General features: G+C 64.4%; 7 protein-coding genes. 1 reads left to right on the plus strand and 6 read right to left on the minus strand.

From position 1 onward, the window contains the following. Positions 1–103 precede the first annotated feature (103 nt). The 5 genes from haaT to BT364_RS24275 all read right to left on the minus strand — a co-directional run bounded on the left by haaT (position 104) and on the right by BT364_RS24275 (position 10,087). Positions 104–2,878, minus strand: a complete 2,775-nt coding sequence (gene haaT, locus BT364_RS24255; RefSeq protein ID WP_177328212.1) for a cyclophane-containing RiPP biosynthesis TPR protein HaaT — start codon at positions 2,876–2,878, stop codon at positions 104–106. A gap of 400 nt (positions 2,879–3,278) precedes the next feature. Then, positions 3,279–4,115: a phosphoadenosine phosphosulfate reductase family protein gene (locus BT364_RS24260; protein WP_072487352.1), complete on the minus strand. Its 837-nt coding sequence runs from the start codon at positions 4,113–4,115 to the stop codon at positions 3,279–3,281. After that, a complete protein-coding gene (locus BT364_RS24265) occupies positions 4,112–7,750 on the minus strand; it encodes a hypothetical protein (RefSeq protein WP_072487353.1) in 3,639 nt (1,212 codons plus the stop codon). Before BT364_RS24265 ends, BT364_RS24260 begins: the two co-directional genes overlap by 4 nt. Further along, complete coding sequence (locus BT364_RS24270) at positions 7,747–8,859, minus strand: DUF4007 family protein (protein ID WP_072487354.1); 1,113 nt, start codon at positions 8,857–8,859, stop codon at positions 7,747–7,749. Before BT364_RS24270 ends, BT364_RS24265 begins: the two co-directional genes overlap by 4 nt. A gap of 52 nt (positions 8,860–8,911) precedes the next feature. Then, positions 8,912–10,087 carry a cysteine desulfurase family protein gene (locus tag BT364_RS24275; protein ID WP_256260194.1) on the minus strand — a complete coding sequence of 392 codons (1,176 nt, stop codon included), beginning with the start codon at positions 10,085–10,087 and terminating at the stop codon, positions 8,912–8,914. Positions 10,088–10,546: 459 nt separating this feature from the next. Here BT364_RS24275 and BT364_RS24280 point away from each other — a divergent pair, with 459 nt between their 5' ends. Next, positions 10,547–12,931 carry a DUF262 domain-containing protein gene (locus BT364_RS24280; protein ID WP_072487356.1) on the plus strand — a complete coding sequence of 795 codons (2,385 nt, stop codon included), beginning with the start codon at positions 10,547–10,549 and terminating at the stop codon, positions 12,929–12,931. Between the two features lie 1,251 nt (positions 12,932–14,182). Here the strand turns inward: BT364_RS24280 and BT364_RS41055 are convergent. Continuing rightward, the gene (locus BT364_RS41055; protein ID WP_143166537.1) at positions 14,183–14,464 is read right to left on the minus strand and encodes a hypothetical protein; all 282 of its coding nucleotides are present in this window, start codon (positions 14,462–14,464) and stop codon (positions 14,183–14,185) included. Between the last annotated feature and the right edge of the window lie 395 nt (positions 14,465–14,859).

Below are 14,859 nucleotides of genomic sequence, written 5' to 3' on the forward strand. Positions count from 1 at the left end.
CGCTCCTCGTAACAGTGCGACGGCGGTTGAGTCGGCAGATCGGCCCGCAATGTAGCAGTCCCACTACCTACGATGGTATACCCAATCCGGCCACAAGCTCGGCTCACCCCGCCTGCGACGCAAGCAGCCGCTCGAGAGTGTCGGCGGCCCCGTTCACGCCCAACCGCCGGTACACGGCAAGTGCTTCGCTCAGCGAGCCCTCAGCCTGCGCGGGTCCGTCTGCCATCCAGTCGCAGCGTCCGATCCCTTCCAGCGCCCGCGCTTGCTCCAACGGACAGCGGATGTCCCGAGCCAACCCCAGCGCCTGCTCGAAATATCCCCGCGAGGCGGTCCAGTCACCAGAAGCGTGCAGCAGCATCCCCCAGTGGTTCAGGACCTCAGCCTCCCCGCACCGGTCGCCGAGCTCCCGCAGAATCTCCAGGCTCTGCTGGAACGCTTCGACAGCGTGGTCCTGCTCCGCGACGATTCCGTGCGCCACACCCAACTCGCCCAACGAGGCAGCCTCGCCGCCACGGCTACCGAGATCGCGGTACGAATCCAGGGCATCCTCCAACACACGGATCGCCTCGGTGACGTTCCCTTCCACGCGGTCCAGCACCCCGAGGTGGCGGACGCTGTTCGCGCGCCCGAACCGCTCGCCGAGCTCCGTGTAGTGCTCCAGCGCCTGGGCATGGGCCTCCCGTGCCCCGGGCAGGTCGCCGGTCAGCCGCCGTACGACGCCGAGTTCGTTGAGGGCGTACGCTTGGTGGACCCGGTCGTCGAGCTCCTGATAGATGTCGAACGCCTGACGGTGCCGCCGCGTGGCCAGCTCATACTCACCCATGAGGCAGTGCACGATGCCCAGGTCCCGCAGCGAGTTGGCCTCTCCGTAGCGGTCACCCAGCTCGCGATAGATCGACAGGGCCTCGGTCTGCTCCTCCACCGCCACGTCGAACTGGCTTGTCTGCCGGCGCACCATGCCGAGGTCCGCGAGCGCGTTCGCCTGGCCGAGCCGGTCGCCGATGTCGCGGTAGAGGGCAAGGGCCTCGGTCTGGGCGCGGGCCGCGGCGTCGTTGTCCGCGATCATGTACGAGACGATGCCCGCCTGGTTCAGAGCGTCCGCCTTGCCGCGTCGTTCGCCGACTGCCTCGTACTCCGTCACCGCCTCGTTCAGGGCTTCGATCGCCTCAGGGTAGGCGGCCATGAAGCGCCGTACGACTCCGACCTCGGCGAGCGCGCCAGCCAGCGCGCGCCGGTTGCCGGTGTGCCGGGCGGCCTCGGCGGCCGTGCGGTGAAGGCTGACGGCCTGGTCCCACGGGCCGGCCTGCCGCAGGAAGGGGGCCATGGCCGCGGCCATACGGACGACCAGCTCATGCAGCGCGAGACTGTTCGCTCGCCGGATGCAGGCAAGGACGTTCGCCCGCTCGTTCTCCAGCCAGCCCAGGGCCGCCGTACGCGACTCCATGGGTGGCGTCTCCACCTGCGCGGCGACGCCTGGTGGCGCCGGTGTGGCAGTGCCACCGCGAAGGATGTGTCCGTTCGCGACAGAGAGGGCGGCCAAGTAGTAGGTGCACACGCGCTGAACGGCCTGAACTTGTTCCATGGTGCCTCCCTCGTCGGCGAGACCGCGGGCGTAGTCGCGTAAGAGGTCATGAAGCCGATAACGGCTTCCAGGGTGTTCGTCGATCAGATGGGCGTCGTAGAGCGCGTCGAGTTGCTCGCGCGCCGCGGCCACCGAGACTGAGCCGAGCGCGGCACCGGCATAGGCGTCGAGGTCGGTACCAGGGTAGAAGCCGAGACGCTGGAAGAAGCGCTGCCGCTCCGGCGCGAGGTCACGGTAGGACAGGTCGAACGTCGCGGCGACTGCGCGCTCCCCGGCCCGGAGTTCTCCCAGCCGGTCCCGTGCCGCCACCAGCCGCGCCCGCAGGTCCTCGGCGCTCCACAACGGATGATGGCGCAGCCGCGCTGCGAGCAACGAAACCCCCAGCGGCAAATACCCGCACAGTCCCACCAGCTCCGCGAGCACGGCATGGTCGAGCGAGTCCGCCGGCCGCCCGCTGAGGCGTACGAAGAGGTCGACCGAGTGCTCCGGCGGCAACGCCGCCACAGGCAGGACCACCTCCTCGTACGCCGCCAGCCGCTTCCGGCTGGTCACCAGCACGAGACAGCCGCTCCCGCCCGGGAGTAGAGGCTCAAACTGGCGATAGCTGGCCGCGTTGTCGAGGATGAGTAGCGCCTTCTTGTCCGCGAGCCGACTCCGCCACATGGCCGCTCGCGCCTCGGCGACCGCGCCCACGTCGTCGCCGACGGGAATCCGCTGCACAGGCACCCCGGTCGCGGCCAGCAACGAAGCCAGCGCCTCGGTGGCCTGCACCGGCGCGCGCCCCGTCGTGTGACCGTTGAGGTTCACGAACAGCTGCCCGTCCGGGAATCGTTCCGACAGCACATGGCCGGCGTGCACGGCGAACGTTGTTTTGCCGACCCCTGGCATTCCGTCGATCACATGCACGGGCAGCGCCGAGCCGCTCTCCTGCGAGATCCTCACGGACCGTACCAGCGACTCGAGTTCGGCGCTCCGGTCGGTGAACGCCGCGGTGTCGCGCGGTAGCGACCGCAGCACCAAGGCGGCCCCTGGAGGCTCCGTCCCGCTCCCCGGCTGATGCGGCTCAGGGGACTGCTGGGGCGTGCGGGTCTCCGACAGTGCGGCGAGCAGCATGGTCAGCCCGACCGTGGCCCCGCCCAGCATTGCGAACGAGAACCAGGCATGCCGCTGTAACCACCCCAACCAGCCTGGCCACTCCGACTCGGACACCGCGTTCGTGACGAGTCCCACGAGCATCGTTGTCACGGCACCCCCGGCTGCCACGACGCCGATCGTGATCCCCCGCCGGAGTCTCATGCGCGGGCCGCCCGTCCACCGAGCGGAAAGACCGAATCCGTCTTGCTACCGAGGGCACGACACATCGAACCGAGAATAGCCCTGACCACGAAGCCCCCCGAGTCCGACACCCCAACTCCCCAAGCGCATCAGCTATGGAGGACCTTGGCAAGGCCACCTCTACGCCAATAAACGCCCTGCTTCAGGCCGCTTGCCTCAGAGGAGGAAGGCGCCCGGGCTTTCCCCGGCTCGGATTTCTAAGGTGGCTCCGTCCCACCCGGCCCGTTCGGCGGTCGATGCGCCTAGATTCCGGGCTGGACGACATGACTCTGGAGGTCCTTAGAGAGGTCAGTGGCCTGCTGCACCAATAAGCCAGCGTGCCCGGTTGCGAAGCCGCAGACCGGGCACTGGCTGTTACCTATCAGAGATGGCAAACCGCGCAGGCGGCATCGTCGTCGTCATCGTCTAGTGCGTTGGACAGGATTTCCAGCAACGGACGGTTCGGCTTCTGCCGCTTAGCCGCACGCTCAAGTGCCACCTGATGCTTAGCCTCGATGTCCTCTCGCCGCTCTATCAATTCGTCGAGAGACTCCCCCTGTGACCAGGTGTACTTGCGGTCCTGCATGGCCGTGTCCTGGTGTTTGACCTTGTTCTCGTAAGCTATGGCCTTCTCAAAGAGCTCCGGATGCCGGTCCTTCAGTCCAACCCACTCATGCTTACGCTGGAAGAAGCAGAAGTAGCAGCCGGATCGGGTGCGCCACTCGTAGTAGCCGGGGAGGCCGATGCCAGCCTCGTCGAGGATTCGATCCACTCCCGCGCGATCAATACCGTCCTCGCGGAAGGGGAAGACGGCGGTGATGTTCGGCTTGGTGCTGACGTAGCCGAGTCGGTTCTCGTCGGCCCGGATCGCCACGTACGAGATGGCCTCGTCGTCGCCGATCCATTCCTCAAGAGGCTTGATCTTCAGGTTCTTGGTGCACCAGCGCATCTGGGGGCTGGGCAGCGTTCCCTGGTAGACCTCAAGCCAGTGATCGAAGTCCCGGGACGAGTTGAGTCGCTCGATGGGCTTGCCGAGGGCGCCTTCGAGACGGTTGAGGTACTCATATGTCTCGGGCAGCTCGGCGCCGGTGTCGCAGAAGAAGTACTCCATCTCCGGTACGCGGTCTCGCATGTAGATCGCGAGAGATGAGGAGTCCTTGCCTCCCGAGATACCGAGTACGTGGCGCTTCTTGCTGTTGGAGCTGTCGGTGTCTGTCACAGCTGCTCCTTCTGCTCGGATGCGACGCTGTCCTGGCCGGACAGGTGCTCGGCCAGGGCGGCAAGCAGGATGCGTGCGCCGTCGGGGCCCAGTGCTTCCTCAGCTTGCCTGATGACACTGACAACGAGCTCGTCTGCGGCATTCCGCGACTTCTTCGGGACATGGATAAGCGTGCGCTCTTCCGTTCCCTGTGGGGTGGTGAGGGTCAGCAGGCGAGTGTCGATCTGGCGCTGCTTCGGCTTAGAGCGCTTGCTGACTTCCCTGACGGCCTCGTCGGCCGGCTCCTCCTCCACGGCGTTGTAGAGGTGGCTCACGCGGTCCAGCGCGCGCGCCCTGTCCCGTACTACTCGGGGGAAGACGTCCACGTCACGGTCTGTCCAGTCGCCGAGTGCCTGGTTGACGAGTTGGACCACAACCGTCCCGAGCCAGTCGTCATCGGGAAGCATCTCGTTGAGCACTCGAGTCACAAAGCCGTGGAGGCTGACTTCGAGCGAGGCGTCGGCGAAGCCGCGCATGCGCTCAGCCAGGCCAACCCGCAGTTCGCCGATACTCGACGCGGGGAGTCGAAATTCCTGCGCCAACGTATTCACCACGTGCTGGCACAAGCTCGCGCTGGCGTCGGTGAGCTCGTTTAGCGCAGCCGTGAGGCGTACGACGTATGCCTCCGCTGTCTCGGAGTCCTTCCGCGTGCTTGGGGTGACCTTCTCAAAGCCGAGTGCCTCGGGGAGTTCCTCGAAGACCAACTGGTCCGGGTCGGTCGCTTCGGATAGCACCTTGCGGACCACGAGGGTGTCTTCGCTGAGTCGGCGGGTCTTGCGCGAGTATTGGTCCAGGACCATCACTCGTTCCAGCATCCCGCGGGTGACCGCCAGCAGTGCCGGGTTCCGGTTGGCTCGGCTACGGGGGATGTCGACGCCAAGCGACGTGACGAGGCCATCGAGTACGAGTCGGCGCTGGCCGCGGTCGGCCGGAGTCGCCTTGAGCGCGAAACGCTCCGGATTGACGTTCAGGCGCTCCATGATCGGGGCGGTGAGACGAGGGCAGTAGTTGCCTTCCTCGAAGACCGCAACGTCGTTGCCGCGCAAGACGAGCGCTGCGACGACCAGGATCGGGACAACGCCAGCCTTCACGCCGTACGGAGGAGCCATGAGCCGCTCGTAGATCTCTACGAGGTTGGTTGGCTCCGTGGCTTCGCTCAGTGCCGCCTCGAGAGCCTCCCAGACAGGCATGATGCTCTCGTTCGTGGCAGCACTCGGGCGGGACATGCCGTGTGTGTGGATGCTGCCTTCAGAGTTCTGACCGCCGTTGACCTCGCCAGCGGCGCGATGCAGTCCGAGGTGCTCAACGACGCCGTCGTACAAGGCACGTTCTGCGGGGAACTTGTCGTGAGGCCAACCGAGCAGGGGCAGCCCTGTCTTCTCGATCATCGACGTGAGGACTTCGCGGCGCGTGCGGGCTGCGTTGCTGGTGAGCTGGTGGCGGCCCACCATCTCGTTCCGTACGTGAGGGGTCTGGTGATAGACCACGTTGCACGCTTCGGATACGAGCCCTGCGTAGCTGCGGGCCTTGAGCTGCTGGGCCGGTTGCCCGTCGGTCTCCTCGCCGCTCTTCCACAAGTACCAGCTCGACTCATCGCTTCCCGGGCGGAATGCTTCGGCGAGCATGGCGGTGATGCGCTGGGAGAACTCTCCGGCCCGTTCGTTGATCTCCCGCCGGGCGACGTGGTCGAGCTCCTCATCGCTCATAAGGTCCTGAAGCGCCACGAGGGTGTTGCCGACGTCCAGTACCGCCTGGGGGTTCTTGGTCACACCGATGACGACCGGGAGCGGTGAGTCGACCCGGGGGGTGCTCTTCAGATCACCGAAGTGGAAGACGAGCATCCCGTCGGCCGCATCCTGCACGACCTTGGGGCCTCGTAGCTTCTCGGTCTGGTGGCTGACGGCGGTCACGAAGTGCCGCTGCATGCCGGTGAGCTGGCTGTGCGCGCCCGCAGCAACCGCGTTCGGGAGGACATTTGTCCCGAGGTGCTTGTTGAAGTAGCGCACTACGTCGTCGGGTTGGAGCTGGATAGCGATCTCGCGCACCCGGGCATCGATGTCGACGTCGGTGCCTTGCCAGATCCGGTATTCGTCGCTGTATGAGCGGTGGACGACGAGCCCGTCCTCCACCAGCTTGTCGAGCCTCTTCTTCAGCTGGTCGAACCGCTTTGTGTCGGTCGCGTCGGTCGGGTCGTTCAGTGCGAACTGGATCATCGCCGGCGTGGCGCGCAGGAGTCCGTCGGCGTCGATGAGGTTGAGTACGCCGATCGCCTTGAGTAGTTCCTGATCGGCTTCGGGGAGCCCGTGGGCTTCCTCGAGGCGGGCGTTGATCTCCAGCCATCGGCTCGCCTTGGAGGAGGCGAGGATCGTGGTGCGCCCGGCGGAGAAGAAGAAGTCGTACAGCTGCGGGATCCGGATCGTCGAAGCGCGCTCCGGCGCCTCGTCCGCGCAGGTGTCGAGAGTGCGTCGCACCGTGTGGGGCTCGTCGTTGACGAGGAAGCCACTGAGGCTTCGGTCGTTCTGGCCGATCTGTGTCGCCATGAGTGGGGCTGCTACGGCGGTGAGCGGGTGCAGCGGGTACAGGTTGGCGAATGACTCCGCGGTGATATCGACGACGGAGTGCAGAGAATGCTGGCGCCAGATGCCGTGGGCCGCCTGCGCCTGCGCGGCTACGAGCTTCCTCCCCTGTTCCTGCACCGATGCGTGGGCCAGTTTCCTCTGTAGAAGGTAGACCGCGTCACCGAGGTTGGGGGCGAAGGTGACGTCCTCGAAGCGCCCTTGGATCTTGGCCCATTCCTGGGTCTGGACGGAGTTGGACTGAGAGGCGTAGTCCGTAAAAGCCAGGTGCTGCAGGGTGAACATGAAGAGCGGCAGCCCCTTGGCGCCGGCGCTCTTCTCCGCGAGGATTTGGAGCAAGTAGACATCGCTCTCGGCATGGCTGCCCTCGCCGCTGGAGACGAGATATTCCAGCGTCTTGCCGAACTCATCGATGATCAGGAGAAGCGGTGCCTTGCCGCACAGCGTGGTGACTGCGTGCAGCAGGCTGTCGGTCGTCGGGATGTCGGTCTCCGCGCAGGCAGCCATGGCCGTCGCGACGTCCTTCGGTACGCGCTTCCTCCACCTGCGGTCCACAGCGGTCTGAAGGGCCCGGTGGATGGTGTCGGCCAGTGGTTCTCTGCGTGCTGTGGTGACAGCTCCCAGGAAACCTTCTGCCGCGAGCGCCTCACGGTTCTCTGCGATCTCCTGCGCCAATGCGGCGTTGGTCGCAGCTACCGCCTCGTAAGCAGTGGTTCGACGCTCAGCGTCGTGACCCAGGAATGCGTCGATCAGGTTCGACAGAGTCGACTTGCCGGAGCCGTAGGGCCCGGTGAAGGACCAGGCGCGATTGCGCTTGAGATCTCCCAGGGCATTGCCAACGCGGTCCAGGACGTCGCCAGCGCGCACGCCGACGTACGGGGAGTGGAGGTCCTGGACTCGGACGTCGCGTTCCAGGTTGGTGGAACGGAACTCCGTTCCGACGAAGCTGATTCCTGTAGGGATCTGGATTCCCGCGCCCTTCCGCTTGGTGCGGGAAGTTGGCTTGGTGGCCGTGGTCACGCGAGCTCCTTGATCATGTCGGGCTGCTGGGGGATCTGCCCCTGTGCGGCCTCAGCGTCGTCGGCCGTGGTCTTATTCAGGCCGGGGTTCTGCTGTGCCCACTCCTCGGGAGAGGGGAAGCCTTCGCGGTCACGCACGCGGCCGTACTGCTCGTCGAGGATGTCCCAAGCGAGGGTCTCCGGGTTGTCCGCGAAGCGCAGGCTCCGCTGCCCGAGCGACTCCACGATCTCAAGCTGAGGGTGGCTCTCGACGAGGGCTTCGATCGACCTACCAAGCTCCGGCTCGCGCATGTGGAAAGCGCGGCCAGGCGCACCGGGCTCGCTGGCGAGACGGGCAAGCGAGATGGAGTCCGGCTTACGACTGAAGCGAGCCGCGTAGTCGAGACAAGCGTGCACGAGGACACGGGGCGGGAGGCTGGGGCGGATGCCGCTGGTAAAGCGGTACGTGCGCTCCTTGCCGCGGCCTCCTTGGAACTCCAGAAGTCCCAACTCACGGAAGGGGCACAGGAGGGAGTCCTCGAAGCTGCCGGGCGAGAGCGGGTTCGCGTCGGGGTCCGGCGCGTACATCTTGATGAAGCACTCGACGTCTCGGCTGATCGACTCAGGCGCCGGCCACTTGTCGCGGTCGAAGCTGTTGTGTACTTCACGCGTGATGAGGGTGGTCATTTCCTCGACCGTGACCCGAGCGAGCGGCGCGAGGTGGAACATCACGTACCAGCTTGGGGCGAGGCACTTGGCCTCCTTGCTTCCTGATACCAGCCACCAGTGCAACAACCAGAGGCTGCCCGTGTCCTCGAGGTAGGGGTCGGCGCCCTCTTCGTCCAGGAGCCATCGGGCACGCCATGTCGGGGTGGCTGCAAGCGCCCGCGCCTGTAGGTCGGCGCTGCGGTACTCGTGGCTGAGCTTGAACGCCTGCGACCAGTAACGCATGGAATAGACCATGTTCTTGCCCACCCCCAAGCGCACGAGCGCATCAGGGGAGTGGAAGAGCATCTCGTCCTTCTTGACCTGCAGGTATGCCTTGTGCAGCCAGCCGAAGCGCGGGGGGAAGCTCTCGTGCCTGTTGAATTTCAGTCCGACGATGTCGGAGGAGAGGCGGCCTTCTGGCATTACGGTCGAACCCTTCAGTTCAAGGTGAGAGTGCGAAGTCTTGGGGCGCCGGTCAAGGGCTGTCGGTGGGATACATAGCGGTGTGTACAGAGGTGACAGCCCCAACTGTGGCTTCAACGGCGCGGCGAATTTCCTGCTCCGTCGTGGCATAGCCCAACGAGAAGCGGATGGTGGAGTCGGCGTCCTCCCGGCTGAGACCCATGGCGACCAAGACATGGCTCGGGCTCGGTGCCCCGGCGGAGCACGCACTGCCATCGGATGCGGCTACGTCAGGCATCGCAGCGAGAAGCGCGTCGGCTGGGACACCCGGAAAGCTGATGCTCGTGACGCCGGGTAGCCGTGGTGCCGCTGCGCCATTGACGTGGCTTCCAGGGAGCTGCGCCAGGAGTTCGCCCTCCAGGAGATCGCGCAGCTTGGTGATGCGGGGTGCTTCATCGTCGAGCTGTCGGTGAACGGCCTCGGCTGCGGCTCCCATGCCGGCGATGCCAGGGACATTGAGCGTTCCAGCGCGCCAGCCGCGCTCATGGCCTCCGCCGAAGACCAGTGGGCGTTGAGTCAGAGGAGTGTTGCGACGAATGAACAGTGCGCCAACCCCCTGTGGCCCGCCGAACTTGTGGGCAGACAGTGAGAGTAGATCGACGTCGAGGTCACCCAGGTCGAGGGGAAGGCGGCCAACGTACTGTGTCGCGTCCGTGTGGACGAGCGCGCCTGCCAAGTGTGCGGCCTCGATCACGGGAACAAGATCGACGATCACTCCGGTCTCATTGTTCGCCAGCATGATGGAGACGAGGGCCACCCCGCCCTGTTGAAGCGCAGACCTGAAGGCATTCAGGCCGATCTGCCCCTCGCTGCCGACGGGCAAGATCGCGAGGCGCCCCGGAGCGTCCCCTGTGAGCGCTCGGGCGGTTTCCAGGACAGCCGGGTGCTCGACCGCCGAGGTGATGATGCAACCGCTCTGGGCATAAGCAGCCTGCAGCGCAAGGTTATTGGCTTCGGTTGCCCCCGAGGTGAAGATGAGCTCACCGGGGGAGCAGTTCAGCAGTTCAGCGACCTGACGACGTGCTTTGTCTACCCTGGTCGCAGCGTCACGGCCAGGGTGATGGATGCTGGAAGCATTGCCTACGGCGGTGAGGGCTTCGTATGTAGCCTTGAGTGCCGCCGGGCGCATTGGAGTGGTGGCGTTGTAGTCGAGGTACACCGACTGCACGCTGTATGCGTCTGATGCCATAGAGTGCCCCACCTGCCGCGATTCGCTCCTTACGTCACTCCTGGTGGCTGTTCTCGCCGGTAGCTCATGCTCCACCAGGAGCGCCCTGAGATCCTAACGGACGCACGTACCCCTTGAGGCAAGCTCGCTGGAACAACGCCTTTCAGCCACGCGGAGCATCGACATCGCTACGGTCCGAGCCGAAGATTTTCCGAGCGGCCCCCGAATGCCAGCACCCCGGTCTAGGCTTGATCGAGTGTTGCAGCTCATACGCGTCCGATGGTCATGGCGTGCGCCCTTGTCAAAGGGGGGTGGGTATGCGGTCGAGGTCGGGGGGCTCGCATCGCAGCACAAGCCGGATAGTGATGCATCCCTAGCGTGCGCGTCACAACACCGGTTTTCTCCCCGGCGGATGGTAAGGGTGCTGCGGCGGCTCTGCAGGTTCGCGGTGTCGTCAGACGAGATCACGGGAGATCATGGATGGAAGCGCGGGAGATCTTCGATGCTGCGCCGCGGGCAGTGGCAGAATTCCTCAGCGAAACGGGGCAGGGACTGTACATCCCGCCCTATCAGCGGGCGTATAGCTGGGAAAATGCGAAGGTCAAACGGTTGATCGCTGACGTCGCCCACGGACTTGAGCAGATCACGGAGTTTGAAGACTCGATCTGCTTCCTCGGAACCGTGATTGCGTTGCGAGATCTGCAGTACACGACAGTCGAGCCAATCGATCGCCCCATGGTGCCCCCCAAGGTCATGACCATCATCGACGGGCAGCAACGACTCACTACGCTGCTACTGCTGACCACGGTGTTGCACGAAGAGATCAGTGTCCGCGCCGGCAAGTTGCCCAAGACCGACGGTGAAGCGAGAGATTGGTGCTACAACCAGGCCATCGACGTTACGAGTCGATTGACCGACACCTTCGAAGAAGACATGCGGTACGGCAAGGGCGACTTTCGCTACTACCCCCGCATGGTTCGCTCGTACCACGACGTCTGGTCCCGAGATTCAGGTAGGGCAAAGTACGACTCCCCCATCGGGTACTACCTGCATCAGTACGGTCGGTACGCGCGCGACGAGTCAAACCCGAAGGACTACAAGCACGTCTCTTTTGTCGAGGGCGAAGCCGCGGACGCCAACTCTCAGGCCCACAAGACACTTGAGAGTATCCGGGCCTTCGTTCGCAGGACACTTCGCAGTGCTGTCTCTCCATCGAGAAACACGCGAGAAGACGAAACCGAGATTCCGTCGACCAGGGCAATTGGCGAGTCTCAGAAGCTGCAGGAAGCTCTGTTCAACAGCCCGTTCCCCGCAGCCGTGGTGGAGGCCGCGAACGGCGACGATCGTATTGGCTCACTCCTCCGCCTGATCGTGTTCGCCAACTACCTGTTGAACCGAGTGACTGTCGCCGTAGTGACTGCCAAGCGCGAAGACTACGGGTTCGATATGTTTGAAGCTCTCAATACGACGGGGCAGCCACTCACTGCCATCGAAACGTTCAAGCCAAAGGCGATTCAGAACGAGGGCCTCAACGAGTGGAATGGATCTGATTCCTACACCTACTTCGACACCGTCGAAAAATACCTCGACGGGGCAACCTCGGCTGATCAGCGGCAGACTGCAACAAGTAACATCCTAATCCCCTTCGCCCTACTCCATGATGGCCAGCGACTGAGTAAGAGGCTCAGTGAGCAACGGCGGTACCTGCGAACTGCTTTCGACAAAGAGCCGGACAAGGTGGGGCGCCGAACTTTCCTGCACGCCTTGGCCGAGGTAACCCGCTTCGTATCAGGTCCCTGGGGCGCTCCAGAGAGCCTCCCGGAATATGCCGACGACGCGCTACGTCAACAAGCGGCGCTGTGCTTGCAGGTACTCGGCGAAGCGAAGCATGACATTGTGATCGCCCCGCTTACCCGGTACTTCGCTGCGCACCAGCTGAGCTCTGGTGAACACCTCGACCGGCAGGCCAGCGAGTATCTAACGGCCGTACGGGCCTGCGGAGCCTTCTTCGCCCTGTGGCGTGGTGCGTTCGGAGGCACACATGGCATTGACAACGTCTACCGCAAGCTCATGACGTACCACGCCACGAGTAGTGGTCCTCGATTCCCACGCTTCGGCCAGCAACTCACGACCGTCCCACCGGTTGAGGACATGCTGGGCTTCCTACGTCAACAGCTGCAAGCTGAGGGCATTGATGGCAAGAGCCAGTGGGTTGCCAAGGCAGCAGCCACACCGGTCTACACCAGCAATCGCCCCCTCTCCAGGCTGCTGCTGCTCGCAGCCTCAAGTGACTCCGCTCCAGACGAGGGAAGCCCTGGCCTGGTGACACAGGGAAGGAGGGGACTCCTCAGCACGCTGAACCTGAATCGCTGGAACAGCACTGACTTCGCCACCATCGAGCACATCGCGCCCCAGAATCCCGGAGCCAACGGCTGGGACATCAAGATCTACGATGACTCGACAACTGTGCATACCCTCGGAAACCTCACGCTTTTGCCGACAGTCGAGAACTCGTCAGCCAGCGACCGGTCGTGGGAGTTGAAGCGGCTGATGTTCCGCGCCCTTTCCGCCACCACGATGGAGGAGGCGGAGAAGACTCTCGCGATGGCTTCCCGTGAAGGGATCTCTTTGGGGCAAGGAGCAGAAGCAATCATCCACCGGGCACGCTACCTCCCCCTCGTGTCGTCTCTTGCTAGGCGAGACGAGGATTGGACCGAGGAGTTCATTCGTGAACGGTCTAATCGGCTTTGCGGCCTAGCATGGGATTCCCTTGCGCCATGGATTGGCCTTGAGGTGGAATCGCAAGGTTCTACTATTCCTGGACAGCGAGATTCGCTCCTTATCCCCGGTTCCGACCGCGCATAGCTTGCGTGGGGTCCGCCAGTAGTCTGGCGGACCCCACACAAGCCAGCGCGTAAAGTTGGGGCTTCGCCCAGGTGCTTTCCGCCTGTGCCAGACAATGCGATTCGTGGCACGTTGATGGGCCATGCGTCCCCGAGTCGCTTCCAGATTTTCGGTATGACGCGCTGTTCGTCTCGCACGGTCGGCAGGGTTGCGAGGCTGCTGTCGCCGCTGACCGAGCCAAGTTTCATTCCGATGGAGTCCTGCGCTGCCTTCAGCTCGATCGATTGAATGGTGCGAGTCAGGGCGATCTTGATGGCATATGGTGACATCTCTCTCTAGTTCGAAATCAGTAAAGAGAAATCGGCCCATCGGGGATCCAGCCCTCTACGTAACCGATGGTGAGTAGTACCACCCCCTCCGGATGAATTTGCCGCCTACGCCTCCTCAAGTCCGTGAGTTCCCACCGAGTGTGGGACGCGGATTTACGTGTGACTTCCCTGCTCTGCTCATCGCTGATGCGGACGATAAATGTGCGAGTTGCTGTGACGCGATCGAATTCCCAGTTGTCGCCGAACCGGGACTGTCGCAAGCCGTATGTGGATTCGAAGCGGGGGTCCTTGAGTTGGAATCGCTCGGCGAGAAATTCGACAGCGGCCCTCCGGAAGTCCGAGCCTGCGTTGATGCGCACCTGTGGGACCGTCCAGCCACTACAGCACCCACCGCACAGCAGGAGCCGGTGCTGGTCGTCGAGGAGCAGCAGGTAGGCGCGACGGTCGAGCCGGGGCCACGGAATGAAGGGCGAGGGCGTAGGCACAGCTGTAACCCTGCATCCATGCTACTAGAGTAGCAACCTGCGGGATGGCACCTGGGTGACGACGCCGGTGCAGGATCCGCGACCGCACCTGTGGCGCTCGTGCACTGTCAGGCGAGGTGGGGGCGGTCGGTGGAGTTACCTCGTTGCAGCTGTCGTGACCCGCAGAAACTCTGGGGAGGCGTTTTGGAAACGTGCGATCGCGTTTGGTGGCGTCGCAGCTCGCCGGCTCTGACCTGGGACGACGGAGTTTTCGACAGATCCCACGAAGGCGGACGAAGGCGAAGGCGGGGATCTGTAGGAAAATGTGTGGGAAATTGCGGCGGAAGCCGCGATCCCGGACGCATCGATCCACTGATCCACCAGTGCGCCAGTGGACTGGCGCGCCGCCGTCAGTGTAGCGGGTGGGGATGCGCAGGTGAGGGGGTTACCCGCCCGACGCCGGGAGGGCAGCTGCCCGGTCAGCGCCGGGCGCGGGTCACCCTGCGAGGCTCTCCTGCTGTGCCGACGGCGATTCCGCGGGCGACGAGCCTGGCTCGGTGGGTTCCGCGCCAGGCGGTGTCGAGCACGGCGGCGACGACGCCTGGCGCGCGGTCGAGGATCTCGTGGGCGAGGCGCAGGGCTGTACTTGCCTCTTCCTTCCTGTCCGGGTCCTCTTCCGGGGACCGGTGGCGGGCGCCGTCGGCGTTCAGGATGATCCGGCTACGAGGCGGAGGGGCTGCCCATCGAAGGTTCGAGCGCACCGGACAGTGTGGGGTAAGCGGCGTCGCCCGCCTCTGTTGCCAGCCGGATGGGGCGGGAACGCCTCGTAAGGCCCGTTGAGAGTGCTCGCCTTGCAAACTCAAGGCGAGCACCCGTACCTGCATCCATGGCAGCTCACGTCACGCCGGCGTCGTCTGGCACTCCTCGCACCGCCGTACCGCCTGCCGCGCGGTGTTTCCCTCTGTCGCGGTTGCCGGGTAGCTGCTGCTCAACCGGTCCCAGAGTCCGGCCGGAGGTGTGGGGATCCAGCCCCAACGTGGTGCGGTCACCAGATCCTCGGTCAGGTGGGTACAGGCTCCGGGAAGGTGTGCGTACTGCGTAGGGGAGATCAGAATCGTGTCCGCAGGGAAGCGCCGCCACTCCTGCCGGGGCGAGG

The sequence above is a fragment of the Streptomyces atratus genome, from assembly GCF_900119365.1.
In the GTDB taxonomy this organism is placed as follows: domain Bacteria; phylum Actinomycetota; class Actinomycetes; order Streptomycetales; family Streptomycetaceae; genus Streptomyces; species Streptomyces atratus_B.